A 21,040-nucleotide genomic window follows, 5' to 3' on the forward strand; every position below is an offset into this window, starting at 1 on the left:
CCCCCAGCGTAGGAATTTGGGCCCAGTATGCCAGCGAGATCTGACAGAACCCGCGAGGTGCGGGAACGGCGTGTGAAATTCCACAGATCCTCACCCGCCGTGGTGCCGAAAGCCGTCTTGGGATCGGTTCCGCGCGGGGCAGCGGGCGGACAGAAACCCAGGTGACTTCATTGCTGCGCCCGATTCTGGGAGACTCTGCGCGTGACTGGGGGAACAAGGCTCGATGGACAAGATGCGCAAGTGGCCTCGAACGGGAAAGAGGTGGCCACGCGCCCTCGCTGGCGCCTAGGCATCGCTGCTGCCGTCGCGGTAGTACTGGTCGCAGTCGCGGGCTTCGTGCTGGTGGACGACCCGAACCGAGACTCCGATTCTGACGGCTTGGCCGACCGGGTCGAGGAGGCAGGCTGGCAGACCGTTGACGGCGTCACGTACGTCACCGATCCGCAGCTCGCAGATACCGACTACGACGGCCTGTCCGACGGCGAAGAAGCCGGCGTGATCGTCTCGGGTCGCGACGAAACGGTGACCTATGCGGGGCTGTCGGATCCCACAAACGCAGACACGGACAGTGACGGGCTCGACGATGGCGTCGAGACACGTGGATGGGCGACGGTACGTGGAGCCACGTTCCACACCGATCCGTCGAACCCAGACACAGACATGGACGGCCTCACCGACGGCGACGAAGCCGGAGCCGCGATCCCGAGCTTCGACGGAGGCATCCGCTACCAGGGCGTGTCCGACCCCTCCAACGTCGACTCCGACGGCGATGGCCTCGACGACGCGACAGAGACGCGCGGATGGACGAGTACCCGAGGTGCGATCTACGTCACTAACCCCATGGACCCGGATTCGGATGACGACGGCCTCACGGATCGGCAAGAGGCCGGCGAGGTCACCTACGTCATCCCAGAGGGGGTTCAATACGTCGCGTTCTCCAGCCCGCTCGTTGCTGACACCGACGACGACGGCCTGACCGATGCCGCGGAGGCCGACCTCTCACTCGACGCGTTTGCCGCGGACACCGACGGCGACGGGCTCGGCGACGAGGTCGAAGCTGACGTCCTGGGAACCGCACCTGACCTTGCCGATACCGACGGGGATGGCTTCAGCGACGGTTTCGAGGTCGCGAACATGGAAAGCCAGGGGCTCGATCCTCTGTGGCCCGATGTCAAGGTCCAGCCGGCGACGTACGCGAAGGACTTCGCCGAAGGTGCGCTCCTTGGGGAGTTTTCGCAGGGAGACTCGATCGCGTGGCTGGCTGGCAACGTCTCGTCCGGTGCGTCGAGCTTCATCCCCGGTGTGGGGTGGGTCATCGGCGGCGCTGCAGATCTCCGCGATGCCGTCGGGTCAGCGATCCACGCGGATTGGGTTGGCACAGGGTTCTCGCTGGTGGGGCTGGTCCCGGCTGCGGGCGACGCTGCCGCAGTTCCCGCCAAAGTCGCCAAGTTCGTTGCCCGGCATCCCGAACTCGCTGCAGCGGTGGGCGCCACGATCGTCGGTCTCAAGTGGCTCCCCGGCCCGACGAAAATCGCCGCTCTCAAGGAAGCGTCGCCCGTCGCATGGGCCACGCTCAGGGATGCGGGTTCCTCGGATGCAGCGCTGGTGAAGTTGTCGGAAGGCAGGGTTGGCATCGCGATCGTCTCCAACGCGATGAGCAGTACCGACCACGTCGCTGGTGTCAGCGCGCCGTTCTTCAAGTACTGGAACGAGGCGGAAGCCTTCCTCGACGACCTCTACGGCGGGACCAGCACAGGCACGACGACCCAGGCAGTGCTCTCAACGTCATCTTGTGCCCTGGTGTGTAATCCCTCGGTGAGGCGTATCGACGTTCTCGCGGACGGCGTGGCGCACGAGTCCAAAGTCGGATACGTGTACATGAGCCCTGGAATCAGGGCACAGATCGAGTCGGACGCGCACCTTGTTAACACTGGTGCGATCGAGTCGGCCCACTGGCACTTCTTCGCGAGCGCGGATTCAAAGACTATCGGTCCGTCCGAGTCGGTCGTGGAACTGCTCGAAGACTACGGAATCCCCTTCACCGTTCACGTGCCCGCCTGAAGTAGTCGGCCGTTCCGGGTTCAAGGGGCTGGTCCAGCGCGCGCCCCGCACACCGAAGCAATGAACCAGCGCCGCCAGCAGTGACGCGGTAGTCCCGGCCGTTTCTCGGAGCACACCAAGCAGTCATCGCCGCATTGGGCGTGCGACGCGGAGTCACACCCCGGGGCCACTGTCGGCCCCTACCCATAAGTTTGTCGCGTGAGCCGCTCCTACCGCCCAGCACGAACCCGACCGCGCCCGAAAGGGCCGTCCGCAATCGCTGCGAGCCCAAAGATTCAGATCGACCCCGCGGCCGTCACAGTCGCCCGCGCGCTGGTGCGTCCTGTGGTGCCGACCCGGTCGGTCGAGCCTCTGAGTGTCACCGCACATCTGGGCCCGACCAACTCCGGGAAGACCTATCACGCGATCGAACAACTCGCCCATGCCCGATACGGCGCATACGTCGCGCCCTTGCGCGCGCTCGCCGTCGAGGTCTACGAGCGTCTCACCGAACGCCTTGGCGCCGACGCAGTCGGCCTCATCACAGGCGAGCAGGTCAAGAACCCCGACGCGGACATCGTGTGCTGCACACCCGAATGCGCACCACGGCAGACCCACACCATGGTGATCGACGAGACTCACTGGCTGGTCGACGAGCAGCGAGGCTGGGCGTGGACCGAGCTGCTCGCTGCCGCCGAGGTCGAACACCTCGTCATTCTCGGCGCACCCGAGCTCGAGCCGCTGGTGCGTCAGGCTCTACCGTCTGCGACTGTGCATCACCACACTCGGCTCTCGACCGTCGAGTACGGCGGCCGTATCGGCGTCGCGAATCTCGAACCGGGAACCGTGGTCGTCGCGTTTTCCCGCGCGAGCGTCCTCGCGATGGCCCGCGAGATCGGCCATGCGACGGACCACGTGGTCGGCACCCTGTACGGCGCGATGCCGCCGTACGCGCGCATGCATACGATCGATGCGTTCGCCGCGGGAGATCTCGATGTGCTCGTCTGCACGGACGTGATCGGCCACGGCATCAATTTGCCCGTCCAGCATGTCGTGATGGCGCAGACCACCAAGCACGATGGCCGAGAGCTGCGGTCGCTGCACCTGTGGGAAGCGGCGCAGATCGTCGGCCGGGCTGGACGATTCGGGCTCTCCGAGATGGGTCGCGCCTACTCGCTCGCGGGCGGACGCTCGACGGCAAGTGCATCGCTTGTCGAACGCGCGGCGCTCGTCGCAGCCGGGAAGTCCAGCGCCGACCTGAAGGTGGTCCAAGGACAGGTCCGGCCCAAGCTCGGAGAACTCGGCGCGCCCGATGCAGCCTCGCTCGCCGCGCACCTGCGCGCGTGGGAGAGCGAGATGCGCGAACTGCTGGCCTCACACCCGTGGATGCGTCCCATGCCCGTCGAGCCGCTGGTCGCACGGTGCGAGGAGATCCGTGGGTACCTCGACCGCCTCACCGTGGAGCAGGCCTGGAAGCTCCTCGCGCTGCCGGTGAAGGACACCACCGCCGTGTTCGCACGTGCACTGGCCCGCGACGAAGCAGTCCGCACACCCGCCGACTACGCGGCCCCGATCGAAGACCTCGAGAGCGCCGAGCGGGCCTCGAAATGGGCCCGCGACCTCATGTCCTTCACCCGCGCCTTCGGTGACGGCCATGGCATCACCTACGCCGACGCCGCTGCCCTCGAGCACGCCGCGTCTGTCCGTCTCACCGACCTGCTGCCGGATCACATTCGCGAGCACACGATGGGCCGCTGCTCCGACTGCGGGCGCCCATGCCCTGCCCGACTCGATCAGTGCCGCAACTGTGAGGCGGACTCCTGGGAGCACTGGACCAGCGAGTCGACGGCCTAGTTGGGCGCGCCCGACGCCATCCACTCAGATGGAAGCCTCGAGCCGGGCACACACCTCGAAGCGCCGTCCGACCCACGCGTTGAAGTAGTCGTCGGTCCACCATGCAAGAGGCTCCCGCCTCCCCGCACCGAGGCCGCACACGACCCCAATCGCGGACTCACGACCCCAACAGCCGGTCGCCCGGCGAATCCTGGCAGGCCCGTCAACAGCCGTGCAGACAGAAGGTGTACCCCTGCGCGGAGGCCGCCGAAGGTGTCACTACTCCTCGGCGCGTCGTCGCAGACGGCGCCGTGCCACAGCGAGCGAGACGACGATGTCGATGGGTAAATGATGACCGGGTCATGTCACTCCATGCAAAAAGTCCTGGCAACCCGTGAGTTGCCAGGACTTTCCGCTTGCTACACGTCGGGCTGACAGGATTTGAACCTGCGACCCCTTGACCCCCAGTCAAGTGCGCTACCAAGCTGCGCCACAGCCCGTGACAGCCCGATAACTATATCGGAATCCGGCGGGTCCGCTGACCACTTCTCGGCCCGAGCACCCGGAATCCCGCCATGACTAAGTGATGAGACCTGCCGCTCCCGCGCATCGTCCGGCCTGGCAGCTGCAGGCCGGAGGTCAGCCCAGGTGCTCGACGAGCACGTCGAGGAACGCGCCGGGCCGCTCGAGGTGCGGCGAATGCCCGCAGCCGTCGAAGGCCACCTCGCGATACTCGCCGCCGTTCGCGACGTAGCGATCGAGCACCGCACGCATCTGCGCGATCATCGGCTGCGCGGGCGCCTCCTCGGCGCCGGGCCAGCCGGGGATCGCCCCCAGCGCGCCCAGGTGGTTGAGGTCGAACAGCGAGGCGTCGGAGACGATCGCGTCCTCGGTCCCGCGCACCCACAGGATCGGCGGCCGCGCCTCCGACTCGGCGATCGCGGACACGTCGAACCAGCACGGCGCCATCGTGTTGAGCACGCCGCGGCGCCCGGGGCCGAAGCCCGGCCAGCCCTCGGCCGGTGCCGCGTCGCCGGGGTAGTTGTCCTCGCCCGTGGCGGTCGTGAGCATCGACTCGACCCAGAGGTCCTCGAGGACGGCGGGCTCCGCCGCGGCCGCCACGTACGCGGTGCGGAACACCGAGCGGGGCGACACCGGCTGGTCCGCGGTGCGGTCCCCCGCGGCCAGGGCCGCCACGAACGCCGGGTTCGCGCCCCCGCCGCCGGTGCCGGCGCAGTCCTCCCGCAACAGACGCCCCTCCGCACCGGCCGTGCCGCCGAAGCCGTACGGCGACACGGGAGCCACCAGGGTGAGCCCCGCGACCAGCTCGGGACGGTCGAGCAGCAGCTGCATCGCGACGCCGCCGCCCATCGACCAGCCGACCACCTCGACGGGGCCGGTGCCGAGCTCGTCGAGCACCGAGGCGACGTCGTCGGAGAAGTCCCGCACCCCGCGGGTCGCGTCGACGGGCAGCGTCTCCGAGGCGCCGAAGCCACGCAGGTCGATGGCGAGCGCCCGCACGTCGGCCGGCAGGCCGAGCATCGTGGGCTGCCAGAACAGCGACGACGACACGTTGCCGTGCACGAACGCGACGGTCCGGCGCGGCGCGGCGGCCTCCCGCTCGAGCACGTGGGCGGCGAGCCGCGGCGTGCGCACGATGCGCGACGTCACCCCCTCCATCGGCGCGGTGCGCTCCTCCTGCGTGGCGGTCATGCGGTGCTCCTCTCCCCTGCCAGGGCGACGGCCACCGTGGGGGCGACGGCGTCGGCGCCCTCCGGGGACATCACCAGCGTGTAATGGTTGACCCCTTCGACCCGCACGTGCCGGATCGCCGGCAGGTCCGCGAGCATGCTCGCGAGCCGCGACTCCTCGTACAGGCCCGGCACCTCGTCGCGCAGGCCGCGCGGCGCGGTCATGAGCAGCGTCGGCGTGTCGAGCGCGGCGAGCGCCTCGCGCAGCGCCGATCCGGTGTTGAGGTCGATCGTGTCGTCGACCGTGGTCGCGTAGCTGGTGGCGGGCCGCAGCCCGCCGTTGTCCGGCACCAGGTCGTACGCGAAGTACGCCTCGAGCTCCCGCGTCCAGTGCCGCGCGAAGGCCGGGTGCTCGCGCCAGAAGTCCAGATAGGCGTCGACGTCCGCGAAGCGCATCGACAGCCGCGCGGCGGTAGGCCCGAGGATCGCGGCGACGGTGTCCTCCGCGGAGAGCCCCTCCGGCACGGCGAGCGGCAGCCCCCCGTCGAGCAGGACCAGGCTCGTCACCCGTTCCGGGGCACGATGCGCGAGCACCACCGCGACGAACGCGCCCATCGAGTGGCCCACGACGGGCACCGCGTCGAGCCCGAACGCGTCGAGGACGGCGACGAGGTCCCGCGCGTGCGCCTCCATGCCCGCCGGGCCGCGCACCGCGTGGCTGCCGCCGCGCCCGCGCAGGTCCGGCGCGATCAGCCGCATGCCCGGCAGCCGCCGCGCGAGGTGCGTGAAGGCGAGGTGCGAGCTGGTGACGCCGTGCACGAGCAGCGCCGTGCCGGAGACCTCCCCCGCCGGCTCCCACACGCCGACCGCGAGGTCGCCGCCGTCGACCGGCACCGTGATGCGCCGGTAGCCCGGGGTGCTCATCGCGCCGTCCAGCCGCCGTCGATCGTGTACGAGGCGCCAGTCGCCATGCCGGCGGCGTCCGACGTGAGCCAGCCGACGAGCGACGCCACCTCCTCCGGCTCGACGAGCCGCTTGACCGCCGTCTCGGTCAGCATCACCTTTTCGACGACCTCGTCCTCGGGGATGCCGTGCACCCGGGCCTGGTCGGCGATCTGCTTCTCGACCAGCGGAGTGCGCACGTACGCGGGGTTGATGCAGTTGCTCGTCACGCCGTGGGGACCGCCCTCGAGCGCCGTCACCTTGGACAGCCCCTCGAGCCCGTGCTTGGCGGACACGTACGCCGACTTGTACGCGGAGGCGCGCAGGCCGTGGACCGACGAGATGTTGACGATGCGCCCCCAGCCGCGTCCGTACATGTGCGGCAGCGACGCCCTGATGAGCAGGAACGGCGAGATCAGCATGATGTCGTGGAGCAGGCGGAACGCGTCGGGGTCGAACTCGTCGACCGGCGACACCCGCTGCAGGCCCGCGTTGTTGACGAGCACGTCGACGTCGAGCTCGAGCGCGTCGAGGTCGCGGGTGCGGGACAGGTCGACGTGCCACGCCTCGCCGCCGATCTCGGCGGCCGCCGCCTCCGCGGCCTCCGCGTTGATGTCCGCGACGACGACGCGCGCGCCGCGCCCGGCGAGCTCCCTCGCGCACGCGAGGCCGATGCCGCTCGCGCCGCCGGTCACCAGGGCCTTGCGCCCCTCGAGATCGGTCGTCATCACCCATCCTCCCCGGCGGTGAGCGCGTTGCGCACCACCCTCATCACGGACTCGAACACGTCGTCGGGCAGCCGCGGCGCGCCCTCCTCGGTGCGCTCCCACAGCAGGTAGCGCATCCCGATGAGCTCGCCGATGCCCATGAGCGTCCACGCGGTCACCTCGGGGTCGAGGCCCGCGTCGACGTCCCCGTCGGCCTGCGCCCGGCGCAGGCCGTCCTCGTACCCGGCGACGATGCGCTGGTAGTGCTCCCGCATCGTCCCCGGCGAGACGTACTCCGCCTCGCGCACCACGCGGTAGAGCGCGGGGTGCTCCGAGGTGAAGCGGAAGAAGCCCGCGAAGCCGGCCCGCTCGGCCTCCATGCGGGACGATGCGCCGGCCATCTCCTCGCTCATCGCGTGGCGGACCCGGCGGTTGAGGTCGAGGACGAGTGCCTCGAAGATCGCCTGCTTGGAGTCGAAGTAGAGGTAGAAGGTGCCGAGCCCGATGCCCGCGCGCTCGGTGATCTTGACGATCGACGCGTCGTGGTAGCCCTGGTCGGCGAAGACGTGCTCGGCGGCCTCGAGCAGGCGACCGCGCGTCTTCTCGCCGCGCTTGGTGAGCGGCTTGCCCGACGTCGACGTGGGCTCCTCGATCTCATCCACGCTCACGGGTCACCTCCTCCGCCATCCGCGCCGCGCGGTCCCTGAGGACGGCGCGCCGCACCTTCTGCGAGCCGGTGCGCGGCAGCTCGTCGACGAGCGCGATCCGCACGGGCACCTTGAAGCCCGCGAGGTGCGTGCGGGCGTGCGCGAGCAGCTCGTCCTCGGACACCAGCGCGTCGCTCCGCGGCTCGACGAACGCGACGCCCCGCTCGCCCCATACCGGGTCGGGGACGCCCACGACGGCGGCGGCCGCGACGAGCGGATGCCGCTCGAGGGCCCGCTCGACCTCCGCGGGCGCGACGTTCTCGCCACCCGAGATGTAGATGTCCTTGAGCCGGTCCACCACGCGGTAGACGCCGTCGGCGTCGCGGGCCGCGAGGTCGCCGGTCCGCAGCCAGCCGGAGTCGAACGCGCGGGCGGTCGCGTCGGGATCGCCGAGGTAGCCGGCGAACACGCTCGGGCCGCGCACCTGCAGCTCGCCGGTCGCCGGGCCGTCGAGGACGAGCCCGGTGTCGGGGTCGACGAGCCGCACCTCGACGTGCGGGTACGGCCGGCCCACCGCTCCGGGGCCCGCGGCGGGCTCGCCGGCCGGCAGGCACAGCACGTTGGGGCCGGCCTCGGTGAGGCCGTAGCCCGCGGTGAGCGCGACGCCCCGCGCGTCCCACGCGGCGAGCAGCTCGGGGTCCGCGGTCGCGCCGCCGACCACGGCGAGCCGCAGCGAGGACACGTCCGCGGCCTGCCAGCCCGGGTCGTCCGCGAGCAGCCGGTACTGCGTCGGCACGCCCATGGCGCACGTGACGCGGCGCTCCGCGATGAGGCGCAGCACGCGGGACGGCTGGAACGTGCTCTCGAGGACCACGGTCGCGCCGCGCCACCACGCGAGCAGCGGCTGCACGTTCCACGCCGCGACGTGGAACTGCGGCAGCATCGCGAGCACGACGTCGTCCTCGTGGACGGGCAGCGCCCCGGCCAGCGCGAGGTTGTTCCAGAAGCAGCCCTCGTGGGTGAGGATCGCGCCCTTGGGCTCGGCCTCCGAGCCGGACGTGTAGACGATGAGCAGCGCGTCGCCGTCGCGCACCGCGCGGGGCGCGGTGTCCCGGCCGGAGTCCGGCACGCGCGCCTCGAGGCCGGCGCTGCCGAGCGTCGCGACCGGCGGGGCCGCGCCGTCCCACGCCGCCGCGGTCATCGCCTCCGCGACCAGCGTCGAGTGCTCGTCGTCGACCGCGACGATCGCGGGCCGCGTCCGCACGAGCAGCGCCGCCAGCTCGGCCGCCGTGAGCCGCCACGACAGCGGCACGAACGCGACGCCCGCGAGGGCGCAGCCGAAGAACAGCACGACGTGGTCCGCGGAGCTCGCCGACACCGTCGCGATGCGGTCGCCGGGACCGTATCCCGCGTCCCGCAGCCGCGAGGCGAGCGCGCCCGCGCGGTCGGCGAGCGTGCGGTAGTCGACGGTGAGGCCGCGGTCGTCGATCGCGATGCGCTCGGGCGAGCGCGCGGCCCGGTCGACCAGCCAGCGTCCGACGGTGTGCGAGGCGGTCACGAGCGCGACTCCTGCCCCGCCGTCTCGAGCACCTGCTCGGCGCCCTCGATCCGCCCGGCCGGCGCATCGTCCGACATCTCCGGCTCCCCGTGCGCGCTGCCGGCGCGGCGCCGGCGCACCCACGAGTCGACCGTGCCGGCGATGCCGCCCGGCAGGAACATCACGACGAGGATGAACAGCGCGCCGAGGATGAACAGCGGCTCCGACAGCGGCACCCGCAGCACCGACGGCAGCGACTCGATCATGTCGGAGCCGGCGAGCACCGTGAGGCGCTGGTCGAGGATCGTGTAGACCACACCGCCCACGATCGCACCCCACCGGTAGCCCACGCCGCCCAGCACCACGATGACGAGCACCGTGATGGTGAGGTCCGCCGACACCGAGCGCGGCACGGTCCCCGACTGCAGCAGCATGTAGGCCACGCCGACGAGCGACGCGCACAGCGCGGCGATGACGAAGACGAGCAGCCGGGCGCGGGCGGGCTCGAGCCCCAGCACCTTGACGCGGAGCTCGTTCTCGCGGGTCGCGCGGGCCAGGTGGCCCAAGCGCGAGCGGTCGACCCACACCGCGACCAGGTAGACGACCACCAGCACGGCCAGCGTCGCCCAGTAGAGGTTGCGCGTGTTGACGACGCCGACCAGGAGGTCCGGCACGCCGTCGGTGTTGAGGCTGAGCCCCTCCTCGCCGCCGGTCACCGACGAGTTGCGGCGCACGAGCACCGAGCCGGCCTGCGCGAACGCGAGCGTCACCATCGCGAACGGGATGCCGGACACGCGCATCGACACCGCACCCGTGACGAAGGCGATGACGAGGCCGCCGACGAGGGCGACGATGACCCCGGGCCACAGCGGCACGCCGAGGTTCTCGAGGCCGATGCCGAGCCCGTACGCGCCGGCGCCGAAGTACAGCGCGTGGCCGAAGGACAGCATGCCCGCGGTGCCCAGCAGCATGTTGTAGCTGAGGGCCAGCGCCGCGAAGATCATCGCGAGCGACAGCAGCGCGAGCGTGCCCGGCTGGTACGTCGGCGTCGGGAGGACGCCCGGGACGGAGATGTTGAGCAGCGGCAGGCACGCCATGAGGATGACGAGACCCACGCCCACGACGAGCGGGACGGGGATGCGGCGCGCGGCCGCGACGGCGGCGGTCATGCGAACCTCCTTCCGAGCAGTCCGGACGGTCGCACGAGCAGCACGCCCGCGAGGGCCACGACGACGATGATGTCGCCCGTGCCGCCCATGTAGTAGTTGGCGAACTGCTGCAGCACGGCGACCATCACGGAAGCGATCGCGGCGCCGGGCAGCGAGCCGAGCCCGCCGATCACGGTGACGATGAACGCGAAGATCAGCAGCGTCGAGCCGAGGTGCGCCGACACGTAGCCGGTGTAGTGCGCCGCGAGCACGCCGCCCACGCCGGCGGCCGACCCGCCGATCGCGAAGACGAGCAGGAACGCGGTGCGGACGTCGATGCCGAGCGCCGTCACCATGGCGCGGTTCTCGACGCCGGCGCGGATGATCGTGCCGAAGCGCGTGTAGCGCAGGAACACGACGAGCGAGATGAGCAGCGCGGTGGCGGCCGCCATGAGCACCCAGTAGGTGTTGGGCACCTGCGCGCCGAGCACCCCGGTGGTCTCCCGCATCCACGCGGGTGCCTGGATGTAGATGGGGTCGGACCCCCAGATCCCCTCGTAGAGCGCGACCGCGGCGAACGCGAGGCCCACGGTGACCAGTACCTGCTCGATGTGCCGCTCGTACAGCGGCCGGATGAGCGCGAGCTCGGTGAGCGCCGCGACGCCGGCGCCGACGAGGCCGCCGACGAGGATCGACACCGCGAAGGCCCACCAGGAGGTCGAGTCGAGGCGGCGCGCCACCTCGAAGCCCATGAACGCGCCGAGCGTGAGGAACGCGCCGTGCGCGAAGTTGAGGACGTGCATGAGGCCGTAGATGAGGCTGAGGCCCGAGGCGACCAGGAAGTACAGCGCGCCGAGGCCGATGCCGGTGAGGAGGACGAGGACGAGCGTGCTCATCGGGTGCCTCCCGTCGCGGGGGCCACGCCGACGCCCAGGAGGCGGTGCGTGAGCTCCTCGTCGCCGAGGATGTCCGCCGCGCGTCCGGTGTGGACCACGCGGCCGCCGCTGATGACGATCGCGTCCGTCGCGAGGCGGCGGACCACGTCGAGGTTCTGCTCGACCAGCAGGATGGGCACGGTGGCGGACGCCTCCTCGAGCGCGTCGGCGACCTGGTCGACGATGAGGGGTGCGAGGCCCTTGGTCGGCTCGTCGACGAGGAGCAGCCGGTTGTCGTTGATGAGCGCGCGGGCGAGCGACACCATCTGCTGCTGCCCGCCGGACAGCGTGCCGGCCATCTGGCGGCGGCGCTGGACGAGGTCGGGGAACAGCGCGTCGACGAGCTCGCGGCGCGGCTTGCGCTGGCGCACGGCCAGCTGGAGGTTCTCCTCCACGGTGAGGCTGCCGAAGACCTCGCGGTCCTCCGGCACGTAGCCGACGCCCTGGCGGACGATGCGGTGGGTGCGCAGGCCGTCGATCCGCTCCCCCGCGAGGCGCACCTCGCCGGAGCGGTCGATGAGGCCCAGGATGGCGCGCAGCGTGGAGGTCTTGCCGACGCCGTTGCGGCCGAGGACCGCGGTGATGCCGGTGGACGGGACGGTGAAGGACACGTCCTCGACGACCTGCTGGCCGTTGATCGAGCCGTGGAGGCCCTCGACCTCGAGGATGGTGCTCATGCGGCGCTCCCCAGGTAGGCGGCCTGGACCCGGGGGTCGGCCATGATCCGTTCCGGCGTGTCGAAGGCGACGATGCGGCCCGCCACCAGGACGGCGACCCGCTCCACGAGGCCCATGAGGACCTCGAGGTGGTGCTCGACCATGAGGACCGTGCAGCCCTTGACCTGGTGGAGGTCGCGGATCCGCTCGACCAGGCCGGGGACGTCGCCGGAGCCGACGCCCGCCATGGGCTCGTCGAGGAGGACGAGCCGTGCGTCGGTCGCGAGCAGCACGGCGATCTCGAGCTTGCGCTTGTCGCCGTGGGAGATGTCCCCGGCCGGGACGTGCGCACGATGCTCGAGCCCCACCTGCGCGAGGGCGTCGCGTGCGGCGGCGGTCGCCGCATCGTCCCCGCGCGGGAAGCGCAGGAGCGAGTAGCTGCCGCCGCGGGAGGCCTGGGCGGCCACCCGGACGTTCTCGAGCACGCTCAGCCGGGGGAAGTTGCTCGAGGTCTGGAAGGTGCGACCGAGTCCCGCCCGCGCCCTCGCGGGGACGCTGGTCCCCGTGATGTCGCGGTCGTCCATCAGCACGCGGCCCGACGTGGGCGTCACCACCCCGGAGATCGCGTTGAAGAGCGTCGTCTTGCCGGCCCCGTTGGGGCCGATGACGCCGACGAGCGAGCCGGGCGGGATGTCGAGGTCGATGCCGTCGAGGATGGTGGCGCCGCCGATCTTGAGGCCGAGGCCCTCGATGCGGAGCGCGGACGGGACTGCGGTGCTCATGCGTCCGGTTACTCCGCCTCGGCCGGCGCCACGTCGGCCGCCGGGACGGTCGCGACGAGCTCGGGCGAGTAGGAGTCGCCGTCGGCGACGAGCTTCACCTGGTACATGTCCTGGAGGAGCGCGTGGTCGCCCTCACGGACGGTGACGGTGCCCTTCGGGCCCTCGAACGAGTACCCCTCGAGCGCTGCGATCATCGCGTCGACGTCGCCGGCGCCCTCGGCGATGGCCTGGACCACCATGAGGGCGGCGTTGAAGCCGTCGGGGCTGAACAGGTCGGCGGTGCCGCCCGCGGCCTCGATGTGCTCGACCATCGCCATGTTGACCTCGTTGTCGGCCGCGCCGGCGAAGTAGTGGTTGAGGAACTTGATCGACTCCGAGGCCTCGCCGTACGCGCCGTAGGTGGCGACGTCGCCCAGGCCGGTCACCACGGGCACCTCGTCGAGGACGCCCTGCTGGCTCATCGACTGCCACATCGCGCCCGAGGTGGCGCCCGCCCACGCGACGAACACGAGGTCCGGCTTCGCGTCGATGACCTGCTGCGCGAAGGTGGTGAACTCGGTGATGTCCTCAGCGACGAGGATCGACGAGACCTCGGCGCCCTGGCCGCCCAGGATGGCGTCGACGGCGGCGAAGTTGCCCTGGCCGAACGCGGTGTCCTGAGCGAACACGAGCACCTTCTTGCCGTCGACGTCGTCGAGGAACGATCCGGCGGTCGCGACGTCCTGCGAGCTCTGGCGGCCCGCGCGGAACGTGTACTCGTTGATGCCGGTGATGGCGTCGGCCGCGGCCGGGCCGGAGATGTAGAGGACCTTGTTCTGCGCGGCCTGCTCGGCGACCGCGAGGGCCACGCCCGAGGACACCGTGCCGGTGAGGATGTTCACCCCCGAGCCGATGAGCTCCTTGGCGGCGGTGACGGCCTTGTCGGCGTCGCCCGCGTCGTCGCGGTTCTCGACGACGATGGTGGTGTCGCCCACCATGTTGGTGCCGTCGGTCGCGTAGTCGAGGCCTGCCTCGAAGCCCGCGAGGAACTGCTCGCCGTAGCCGGCCAGCACTCCCGACTCGCTGGTGATGACGCCGACGGTGACCTCGGTCGCCTGGGACATCCCTGACGACGAGGAGGACGAGCTCGACGGCTCGGTGCCGGGAGACTCGGAGGTGGGAGCACAGGCTGCCAGGATGGTGGTCAACGCGGCTACGGCGCCGATAAGCGCCGCCTTCTCTTTACGCATGGGGACTGCCCTTTCGCCATTGAAAGTTGCGTACCTGAAAGGCGATTCAGGTTATGGCTCACGCTAGGGGTGTCGCGGTCCGGCGTCAAGGGGTGGCGTGTCTCGGAGTGTCGCGGCGTTCCCGTCGGGGCGCTCGACCGGCCGTCAGGCGGCGGGTTCCGGCGCCTCCCCGTGGACCCGCACCGTGTTCCGGCCGGCCGCCTTCGCCTCGTAGAGCGCGGCGTCCGCGCGCGCGATGAGCGCCTCGACCGTCACCCCGTCCTCGACGGCCGCGACGCCGTGGCTCGCGGTGGGTGCGCCCGGCCCGCCGGACTCGAGATCCGCGACGAAGCGCCGTGTCACGGCGTCGGCGCGGGCCGCGGCCTGCGCGGGCGTCGCGTCCACGAGCACCGCGACGAACTCGTCGCCGCCCAGGCGGCCGATGAGCTCGTCCGCGCGCAGCTCCCGGCGCCACGCGCGCGCGAAGCTCACGAGCGCCCGGTCGCCCTCGGCATGGCCGTGCGTGTCGTTGACGCGCTTGAAGAAGTCGAGGTCCGCGACGACGACCGCGTCGGGCCGTCCGTCCGGCCGCCGCGCGACCAGCCGCGCCGCGCGCGCGAGCAGCTCGCCACGGCCGAGGACGCCGGTGAGGTCGTCGGTGGTCGCACGCCGGCGCAGCTCGTCGCGATGCGCCGCGTCCGCGAGGTGCGTGACGGCGAGCGTCACGGCGGTCACCGTCGCGATGAGGATGAGGGTGGTGAGCCCCGTGCCGCCGAGCGCCCCGAAGAGGTCGCTGCCCGGCCCCTCGGTCACGTAGATCGCCCAGCGCAGCCCGTAGAAGGCCGCGTACAGGCTGCCCGCCGCCGCGAACGTGAGGATCGCGCCGCGCTCGGAGGGGCTCATGCGGGAGGCGCCCGGGGAACGGCCGAGGCGCAGCCGCCACGTCTCCCCCGCCGCGACGCCGACGGTCCCGCCCATCGCGGCGAGGTAGTACGCGCCGCCGGCCCACGTGTCGTGGCCGGGGTCCTCCGTGACGGCCGTGCCCAGCGCGCCAGCGAGCACGCCGGCGCTCAGCCACCACGGCAGCCCGCGTCCGCGCAGCGAGCGAGCCGCGCGGAGCACGAGAAGGCCGCCCAGCACGCCGGCGGTGTTCGCGAGCGGCACCGTGAACGCCTGGAAGGCGGAGCCGTTCGCGAGGTAGAGGACGGTGCTCGAGCCGTACGCGGCGAGCGCGCCCGCCCACCATGCCACCACGGGCGCGCGCGACGTGCGGCGCAGGACAAGCAGGGTGTGGACGGCGGCGAGGGCCACGACGACGGCGAGCGCGAGGCGCACGCTCGTCGGATCGATCACGGGGTCACCGTAGGGAACGCGGCGCGCCCGTGGGAAGGGGCGTGTGGGCGTTCTCACATCCGTACGGCGGCGCACCAGGAACGATGCGTCGGGGGCGGCGCCGCGGCACGGAACGTGGGGGCGAACCGCCTAATCTGGACACATGGCCCGCGTCCTCATCACCGCCTTCGAACCGATGCCCGGCGCCACCGCGGAGGCCTCCGCCGACGCCACCCGCATCCTCGCCGAGACGTGGCACGGCAGCGCCGAGATCGTCCACCGCGACCTCGTGCCGGCGTACAAGGAGGCGGCGCGCCGCCTGCGCGCGTCGGTGGCGAAGCACCTTCCCGACGCCGTCCTCGTGGTCGCGACGGCGCCCGGCGCCGACGCCGTCTCGGTCGAGCGTCTCGCGGTCAACCTCGACGACGCCGCGACGCCCGACGCGCACGGCGCCCAGCCGGTCGACGCCCCGGTGGTCGACGGCGCGGCCGCGGCGCTGTGGTCGACGCTGCCCGCCAAGGAGATCGTCGAGGCGCTCGACGCCCGCGGCCTGCCTGCGCGGCTGTCGCTCAACGCCGGCAGCGGCCTGGCCAACCACGTCTTCTACGTGATGCAGCGCGAGCTCGCCGAGTGGGGCGTGCCCAGCGGCCTGATCCAGATCCCCGCGACGCCCGAGATGGGCGCGGCGGGGCCGGCCCTCCCGGCCGAGGTGCTCGCCGAGGCGCTGCGCACCGTCGTCGACACCGTCATGGGCGAGCACTCCGAGCCCGAGATGGAGCCGGAGATCGAGGAGGAGGACGAGTCCGAGGCGACCCAGCCCTTCCTCATGCCGATCACCGCGCCGATCCCGGGCGACACCCCCGCGTACGGCCTCCCGGTCTCCGCGGAGGGCGAGGGCGAGCCCGTCGACGAGCCGCAGCCCGAGCCGGAAGCGGCCCCCGCGTGGTCGCCCACGTCGGGCGAGATGCCGGAGGTCGCGCAGGGCGCCGCCCCCGACGCGGGCGCGGATGCGGACGCGCCCGACGAGGCGGAGCCCGCCGAGGACGACGCTCCCGTGTACCGTCATCCCACCTGGGACGAGATCATCTCGGGGACCCGCACCGACTCCTGAACCGCCCCCGGAGGACTCATGGCCGACGGCCTCGCCACCAGCGTCACCCTGTCCCTGCCCGGCTGGCTCGTCGCGGACCTGCCCGGCCTGCCGGACGCGCTCGCGACCCCGGCCGAGCAGATGGCCCTCGTCCACCGGCTCGCCGACCGCAACTGGCGCGAGGGCGGCGGCGGCCCGTTTGCGGCGATCGTCGTCGACGGCGTCACCGGCGAGCTCGTGTCGGTGGGCGTCAACGTCGTGCTCGGCACCGGCATCAGCGCGGGCCACGCCGAGGTGATGGCCCTCGCGCTGGCGCAGGCGCGGCTGGGCACCTGGGATCTGGGCGCGGAGCGCGATCTCGCCCTCGTGGTCAACTGGCGGCCGTGCGTGCAGTGCTACGGCGCGACCCTGTGGTCCGGCGTGCGACGCCTCGTCGTCGCGGGCGAGGGCCCCGAGCTCGAGGAGCTCACCCGCTTCGACGAGGGCCCGGTCGTCGCCGACTGGGCCGAGCAGTTCGAGGCCCGCGGCATCGCCGTGACGCACGACGTCCTGAGGGACGAGGCGCTGGCCGTCTACCGGGCGTACGGCGAGTCCGCGTCGACCGTCTACAACGCCCGCGGCACCGGACCGGTCGAGCACCACCCGTGAGCGAGCCCGCGAACGCCGACGCCATCGCGCGCGCGACGGGCCGCGCGTGGCCGGCATGGGTCGCCGCGTTCGAGGCGGCGGGCGGGGACGCGCTCGACCACCGCGCGCTCGTGGCCGTCGCGAGGCGCGACCTGGGCCACGTCGACAACCCGGGCTGGTGGGCGCAGATGACGACGGTCGCGTACGAGCAGCACCTCGGCCGCCGTGCTCCCGGGCAGCGCCAGGACGGCAGTTACGAGGCCTCCGCGAGCCGCACCCACGGCGGCACTCTCGACGAGGCGATGGCCGCGTGGCGCGGGATCGCCGACGAGGAAGCCTGCATCGGCGGCATGCCCTTCGCGGACCCTCCCACGGAGACCGCGACCGACGCCTACCGCCGCTGGCGCGTCACACTCGCCGACGGCACCCGCGTGCGCGCGCAGGCGAGCCTGCGCTCCGGGCGTGCCGTCCTCACGCTCACGTGGTCCCGGCTGGGCTCCGAGGAGGACCGCGCGCGGGCGCGGGCGGCGCTCAAGGACCTCCTCGCGCGCCTCTGATCGGCCCGCCCCCGCCCCCTCTCGGTCCCGCCCCCGCCCCCGCTCCCTCGCGGCCGGGACACTGGGTACTCCCCTACGGCGTTTCGGCGCTCGTGCGGGACGCGGGGTACTCCTGGGCCGCCGGAGTACTGGGCGTCCCGGCCGACGGGGCGGTGGGGCTGGCGGAGGTCAGCGGGCGTCGATCTTGACGAGCAGCATGAGCACCAGGCCGAGCGCGACGACCGTGATGAGGCCCAGCACTCCCCAGATGGTCGCGCCGGTGAGCGCGATCGCGAGCGTCCACATGAGCGGCGCGAGGAACGAGACCGCGCGGCCCGTGGTGGCGTAGAGCCCGAAGATCTCGCCCTGCTTGCCCGGAGGGCACACGCGCGCCAGCAGCGAGCGCGATGCGGACTGCACCGGACCCACGAAGAGGCACAGGGTCAGCCCCGCGATCCAGAACACGATCGGCCCGACGTCGTGCAGGAAGGCGACCGCGAGCCCCGCGACCACCATGCCGGTGAGCGAGCCGATGATGAGGCGGCGCGGACCGATCCAGTCGTCGACCAGCCCCGCGAGCATCGTCGCGAGCCCGGCGACCAGGTTCGCGGCGATCCCGAACATGATGACCTGCGTCGCGTCGAAACCGTACGCGACCGAGGCGATCACGGCGCCGAACGCGAAGACGCCCGCGAGGCCGTCGCGGTAGACCGCGCTCGCGCCGAGGAACCACACCGTCGTGCGCGACTCGCGCCACAGCGCCACGAGGTCGCCCCACAGCCGCGTGTAGCTGCCCAGCATCGACACCGGCGGCCGTCCGGTCGCGGGAGCCTCCGGCACGAAGCGGAACACCGGCCACGCGAAGGCCGCCGCCCACAGCGCGCAGCCGACCGCGATGACGCGGTACGCCATGCCGTTGGACGTGTCCATGCCCCACCAGTCGGCGCCGTCGGCGACCACCACGATGACCAGCGCGACGATGCCGCCGACGTAGCCGAAGCCCCAGCCGAGGCCCGACACCCGCCCCACGTTGCGCGGGCTGCTCACCTGCGAGATCAGCGCGTTGTAGTTGACGCCGCCGATCTCGCCGAACACGCTGCCGAGCGCGATGAGCCCCACGCCGAGCGCGAAGAACGGCGGCGCGGCCTGGACGAAGAAGAGCCCCAGCATGCACAGCACCAGCAGGCCCGTGAAGAGCGCGAGCCAGGCCTTCCGCTTGCCCGAAGTGTCGGCGCGCTGGCCCAGCACGGGCGCGAGCACCGCGACGAGGATGCCGGCGACCGTCATGCCGGTGCCCAGACCGCCCGCGAGCTGGGACAGGCCGAGGTCGTACGCGGGGTGCCCCTCGCCGAGCGACGCGATCTCGGGATCGAGGAAGGACTCGGAGGTGAGGTAGAGCGCCACGAAGACGAACGTGACAATGACGGAGTTGAACGGCTGCGTCGCCCAGTCCCACAGCGCCCAGGCGACGACGCGGCCCCACCGCGTCGGCTGGGCCGCGTCGTCGGGGGCCGCCGCGTGCGAGGTCGCCTCGGAGGTCATGGCCCTAAGAGTGCCGTCCCCGGGTGAACGATGCGCGTCCAACACGCCAACGCTGGCTGAACGCCGGGCCCGTTGGTGGCACGATCGGGTTATGGACGACGCCGGGACCTGGGGCGACGATGTGCTCGCCGGGTTCGAGGCGCGCGCGCTGGGCCCCGCCACGCTGGTCCGGGCAACGCCGCCGATCGACTCCCCGCGGGGCGCGGTGCTGCACGTCCACGGCTACAACGACTACTTCTTCCAGACCCACCTGGCGGAGTTCTTCGCGGGGCTCGGGTTCGCGTTCTACGCCGTGGACCTGCGCCGCGCGGGCCGCTCGCTGCGGCCCGGGGACGTGCCGCACCTCATCGGCGACATCGGCGAGCTCGGCGACGACATCTCCGCCGCCGCGGAAGCGATCGCGGCAGAGCTGTCCGGCGTGCCCCTCGTGGTGCACGCGCACTCGACCGGCGGCCTCGCCGCCGCCATCTGGGCCGCGGACCGGCCGTTCCCCGTGCTCGCCGGGCTCATCCTCGACAGCCCGTTCTTCGCCCGGCCGGACAACCGGCGCGAGCGGGTGCTCCTTCACGCCGTCGGACCCGTCGCGCGGATGCGACCCGGCGCCGTCCTCGCGCACCACCCGTCGCGCTACGCCGCTCATCTCCTCTCCGAGCAGGGCGGCTCATGGGGGTTCGACCCCGACTGGAAGACCCCGCTCGGCATCCCCGCCCGGGCCGCGTGGCTGGCCGCCGTCCGCCGGGCGCAACGCAGGGTCGCGCGCGGCCTCGACATCCGCGTTCCGGTCCTGGTCGCGCGCGCTGGCTCGAGCGGCCCCGACACGCCCGACAACCCGCTCCTCGGCGTGCAGGACACGGCGGTCGACGTGGCGGCGATCGCGCGCCTCGCTCCCCGGCTCGGACCCGACGTCACCGAGGCCGTCATCACCGGCGGCATCCACGAGCTGTCGCTGTCCTCCCCCGTGCCCCGCGCCGCCTACCTCGCTTCCATCCGCTCCTGGCTCCCGAAGGCGATCCCATGACCCTCATGCGACCCGACCACCCGTACTTCGACGCCCCGTTCGCGGCGCTCGCGCATCGCGGCTTCTCCCTCGACGGCCTGGAGAACTCGATGACCGCGTTCCAGTCCGCGGTCGACCTGGGCTTCGCCTACGTCGAGACCGATGCGCACGGCACCGTCGACGGCGTCGCGGTCGCCCTTCACGACTCGTCGCTCGATCGCACGACCGACGCGGAGGGCGAGGTGTCCGAGCTGCCCTGGGCGCACGTCAAGGAGGCCCGGATCGGCGGCGTCGAACCGGTGCCCCTGCTCGAGGACGTGCTCGGCACGTGGCCCGAGCTGCGGGTGAACATCGACGTCAAAGCCGAGTCCGGCATCGTCCCGATCGCTGAGGCCATCGAGCGCACGGGCGCCCACGACCGTGTGTGCGTCGCCTCGTTCTCGGCGGAGCGACGCGAGGCGACCGTGCGGCGCCTCAGCCGTCCGGTCGCGACGAGCGCCGGCACGGGCGAGGCCGCGCGGTTCTTCCTGGGAGGGCTCCTGGGGCTGGGGACGCTGCGCTCGCTCGAGCACGTCCACGGACTGCAGATCCCCTGGCGCGTGGGCGTGGTCCCCGTGCTCACGGAGCGGCACGTGAGGCTCGCGCACGATGCGGGCCGCGTGGTCCACGTGTGGACGGTCAACAATCGCGCGGAGATGGAATCGCTGCTCGACGCCGGCGTCGACGGCATCGTCTCCGACCGGGCGGACCTGCTCCGCGAGGTGCTCGAGGCCCGCGGCCTATGGTGAGG

The 21,040-nt window shown here is 72.2% G+C and carries 19 protein-coding genes and 1 tRNA gene; 7 read left to right on the forward strand and 13 right to left on the reverse strand.

Translation table 11 applies throughout. The features are described from left to right. The first annotated feature begins 240 nt into the window (after nt 1–240). Both AOM07_RS05715 and AOM07_RS05720 read left to right on the forward strand, forming a co-directional pair. Nucleotides 241–2,061: a hypothetical protein gene (locus AOM07_RS05715; protein ID WP_062311820.1), complete on the forward strand. Its 1,821-nt coding sequence runs from the start codon at nt 241–243 to the stop codon at nt 2,059–2,061. Between the two features lie 198 nt (nt 2,062–2,259). Further along, the gene (locus tag AOM07_RS05720; RefSeq protein WP_156171808.1) at nt 2,260–3,894 is read left to right on the forward strand and encodes a helicase-related protein; all 1,635 of its coding nucleotides are present in this window, start codon (nt 2,260–2,262) and stop codon (nt 3,892–3,894) included. 405 nt (nt 3,895–4,299) lie between these two features. Here the strand turns inward: AOM07_RS05720 and AOM07_RS05725 are convergent. From AOM07_RS05725 to AOM07_RS05780, 12 genes are all read right to left on the reverse strand, one after another. Further along, nucleotides 4,300–4,373: transfer RNA gene (locus AOM07_RS05725), tRNA-Pro, on the reverse strand. A 139-nt stretch (nt 4,374–4,512) separates the two neighbouring features. Beyond that, on the reverse strand, nt 4,513–5,586 hold the full coding sequence (locus AOM07_RS05730; RefSeq protein ID WP_062311822.1) for an alpha/beta fold hydrolase: 1,074 nt from the start codon (nt 5,584–5,586) through the stop codon (nt 4,513–4,515). Then, nucleotides 5,583–6,488 (reverse strand): alpha/beta fold hydrolase, encoded by a 906-nt coding sequence (locus tag AOM07_RS05735; protein WP_062311823.1) that lies wholly within the window; start codon nt 6,486–6,488, stop codon nt 5,583–5,585. Before AOM07_RS05735 ends, AOM07_RS05730 begins: the two co-directional genes overlap by 4 nt. Continuing rightward, nucleotides 6,485–7,234 (reverse strand): 3-hydroxybutyrate dehydrogenase, encoded by a 750-nt coding sequence (locus AOM07_RS05740; protein WP_062311824.1) that lies wholly within the window; start codon nt 7,232–7,234, stop codon nt 6,485–6,487. The genes AOM07_RS05735 and AOM07_RS05740 overlap by 4 nt, the downstream gene beginning before the upstream one ends. Continuing rightward, complete coding sequence (locus AOM07_RS05745; protein ID WP_082101513.1) at nt 7,234–7,881, reverse strand: TetR/AcrR family transcriptional regulator; 648 nt, start codon at nt 7,879–7,881, stop codon at nt 7,234–7,236. The genes AOM07_RS05740 and AOM07_RS05745 overlap by 1 nt, the downstream gene beginning before the upstream one ends. Continuing rightward, the gene (locus tag AOM07_RS05750; protein ID WP_062311825.1) at nt 7,868–9,418 is read right to left on the reverse strand and encodes a class I adenylate-forming enzyme family protein; all 1,551 of its coding nucleotides are present in this window, start codon (nt 9,416–9,418) and stop codon (nt 7,868–7,870) included. The genes AOM07_RS05745 and AOM07_RS05750 overlap by 14 nt, the downstream gene beginning before the upstream one ends. Then, on the reverse strand, nt 9,415–10,566 hold the full coding sequence (locus AOM07_RS05755; RefSeq protein ID WP_084830133.1) for a branched-chain amino acid ABC transporter permease: 1,152 nt from the start codon (nt 10,564–10,566) through the stop codon (nt 9,415–9,417). The genes AOM07_RS05750 and AOM07_RS05755 overlap by 4 nt, the downstream gene beginning before the upstream one ends. Then, entirely contained in the window at nt 10,563–11,441 is an 879-nt protein-coding gene (locus AOM07_RS05760; protein ID WP_062311826.1) for a branched-chain amino acid ABC transporter permease, read from the reverse strand. The genes AOM07_RS05755 and AOM07_RS05760 overlap by 4 nt, the downstream gene beginning before the upstream one ends. Then, on the reverse strand, nt 11,438–12,157 hold the full coding sequence (locus tag AOM07_RS05765; RefSeq protein ID WP_062311827.1) for an ABC transporter ATP-binding protein: 720 nt from the start codon (nt 12,155–12,157) through the stop codon (nt 11,438–11,440). The genes AOM07_RS05760 and AOM07_RS05765 overlap by 4 nt, the downstream gene beginning before the upstream one ends. Beyond that, nucleotides 12,154–12,918 (reverse strand): ABC transporter ATP-binding protein, encoded by a 765-nt coding sequence (locus AOM07_RS05770; protein ID WP_062311828.1) that lies wholly within the window; start codon nt 12,916–12,918, stop codon nt 12,154–12,156. The genes AOM07_RS05765 and AOM07_RS05770 overlap by 4 nt, the downstream gene beginning before the upstream one ends. An 8-nt stretch (nt 12,919–12,926) precedes the next feature. Further along, on the reverse strand, nt 12,927–14,147 hold the full coding sequence (locus AOM07_RS05775) for a substrate-binding domain-containing protein (protein WP_062311829.1): 1,221 nt from the start codon (nt 14,145–14,147) through the stop codon (nt 12,927–12,929). 144 nt (nt 14,148–14,291) lie between these two features. Continuing rightward, nucleotides 14,292–15,479 carry a GGDEF domain-containing protein gene (locus tag AOM07_RS05780; RefSeq protein WP_062311830.1) on the reverse strand — a complete coding sequence of 396 codons (1,188 nt, stop codon included), beginning with the start codon at nt 15,477–15,479 and terminating at the stop codon, nt 14,292–14,294. Nucleotides 15,480–15,621: 142 nt separating this feature from the next. On the opposite strand from AOM07_RS05780, the gene AOM07_RS05785 reads away from it, so the two are divergent. Genes AOM07_RS05785 through AOM07_RS05795 form a run of 3 tightly spaced genes read left to right on the forward strand, consistent with a single transcriptional unit; the run spans nt 15,622 to nt 17,732 of the window. After that, entirely contained in the window at nt 15,622–16,569 is a 948-nt protein-coding gene (locus tag AOM07_RS05785) for a pyroglutamyl-peptidase I (protein WP_062311831.1), read from the forward strand. Between the two features lie 18 nt (nt 16,570–16,587). After that, a complete protein-coding gene (locus AOM07_RS05790; RefSeq protein WP_062311832.1) occupies nt 16,588–17,196 on the forward strand; it encodes a nucleoside deaminase in 609 nt (202 codons plus the stop codon). Next, the gene (locus tag AOM07_RS05795; RefSeq protein WP_062311833.1) at nt 17,193–17,732 is read left to right on the forward strand and encodes a hypothetical protein; all 540 of its coding nucleotides are present in this window, start codon (nt 17,193–17,195) and stop codon (nt 17,730–17,732) included. Before AOM07_RS05790 ends, AOM07_RS05795 begins: the two co-directional genes overlap by 4 nt. 168 nt (nt 17,733–17,900) lie before the next feature. On the opposite strand, the gene AOM07_RS05800 is transcribed toward AOM07_RS05795, so the two are convergent. Next, a complete protein-coding gene (locus AOM07_RS05800) occupies nt 17,901–19,253 on the reverse strand; it encodes an MFS transporter (RefSeq protein ID WP_062311834.1) in 1,353 nt (450 codons plus the stop codon). 91 nt (nt 19,254–19,344) lie between these two features. Between AOM07_RS05800 and AOM07_RS05805 the strand changes: the two genes are divergently transcribed. Both AOM07_RS05805 and AOM07_RS05810 read left to right on the forward strand, forming a co-directional pair. Continuing rightward, a complete protein-coding gene (locus AOM07_RS05805; protein ID WP_062311835.1) occupies nt 19,345–20,271 on the forward strand; it encodes an alpha/beta hydrolase in 927 nt (308 codons plus the stop codon). Continuing rightward, a complete protein-coding gene (locus AOM07_RS05810) occupies nt 20,268–21,038 on the forward strand; it encodes a glycerophosphodiester phosphodiesterase family protein (protein WP_082101515.1) in 771 nt (256 codons plus the stop codon). The genes AOM07_RS05805 and AOM07_RS05810 overlap by 4 nt, the downstream gene beginning before the upstream one ends. Nucleotides 21,039–21,040: the final 2 nt, after the last annotated feature.

It is taken from the genome of Demequina rhizosphaerae, assembly GCF_000971255.1.
GTDB lineage: Bacteria > Actinomycetota > Actinomycetes > Actinomycetales > Demequinaceae > Demequina > Demequina rhizosphaerae.

What these genes read in the sequence shown, in the direction of transcription:
- AOM07_RS05790 (WP_062311832.1), top strand. Translation starts at nt 16,588, where the DNA reads ATGGCCGACGGCCTCGCCACCAGCGTCACCCTGTCCCTGCCCGGCTGG.
- AOM07_RS05740 (WP_062311824.1), bottom strand. Translation starts at nt 7,234, where the DNA reads ATGACGACCGATCTCGAGGGGCGCAAGGCCCTGGTGACCGGCGGCGCG.
- AOM07_RS05785 (WP_062311831.1), top strand. Translation starts at nt 15,622, where the DNA reads ATGGCCCGCGTCCTCATCACCGCCTTCGAACCGATGCCCGGCGCCACC.
- AOM07_RS05805 (WP_062311835.1), top strand. Translation starts at nt 19,345, where the DNA reads ATGGACGACGCCGGGACCTGGGGCGACGATGTGCTCGCCGGGTTCGAG.
- AOM07_RS05775 (WP_062311829.1), bottom strand. Translation starts at nt 14,147, where the DNA reads ATGCGTAAAGAGAAGGCGGCGCTTATCGGCGCCGTAGCCGCGTTGACC.
- AOM07_RS05735 (WP_062311823.1), bottom strand. Translation starts at nt 6,488, where the DNA reads ATGAGCACCCCGGGCTACCGGCGCATCACGGTGCCGGTCGACGGCGGC.
- AOM07_RS05730 (WP_062311822.1), bottom strand. Translation starts at nt 5,586, where the DNA reads ATGACCGCCACGCAGGAGGAGCGCACCGCGCCGATGGAGGGGGTGACG.
- AOM07_RS05755 (WP_084830133.1), bottom strand. Translation starts at nt 10,566, where the DNA reads ATGACCGCCGCCGTCGCGGCCGCGCGCCGCATCCCCGTCCCGCTCGTC.
- AOM07_RS05765 (WP_062311827.1), bottom strand. Translation starts at nt 12,157, where the DNA reads ATGAGCACCATCCTCGAGGTCGAGGGCCTCCACGGCTCGATCAACGGC.
- AOM07_RS05810 (WP_082101515.1), top strand. Translation starts at nt 20,268, where the DNA reads ATGACCCTCATGCGACCCGACCACCCGTACTTCGACGCCCCGTTCGCG.
- AOM07_RS05760 (WP_062311826.1), bottom strand. Translation starts at nt 11,441, where the DNA reads ATGAGCACGCTCGTCCTCGTCCTCCTCACCGGCATCGGCCTCGGCGCG.
- AOM07_RS05800 (WP_062311834.1), bottom strand. Translation starts at nt 19,253, where the DNA reads ATGACCTCCGAGGCGACCTCGCACGCGGCGGCCCCCGACGACGCGGCC.
- AOM07_RS05770 (WP_062311828.1), bottom strand. Translation starts at nt 12,918, where the DNA reads ATGAGCACCGCAGTCCCGTCCGCGCTCCGCATCGAGGGCCTCGGCCTC.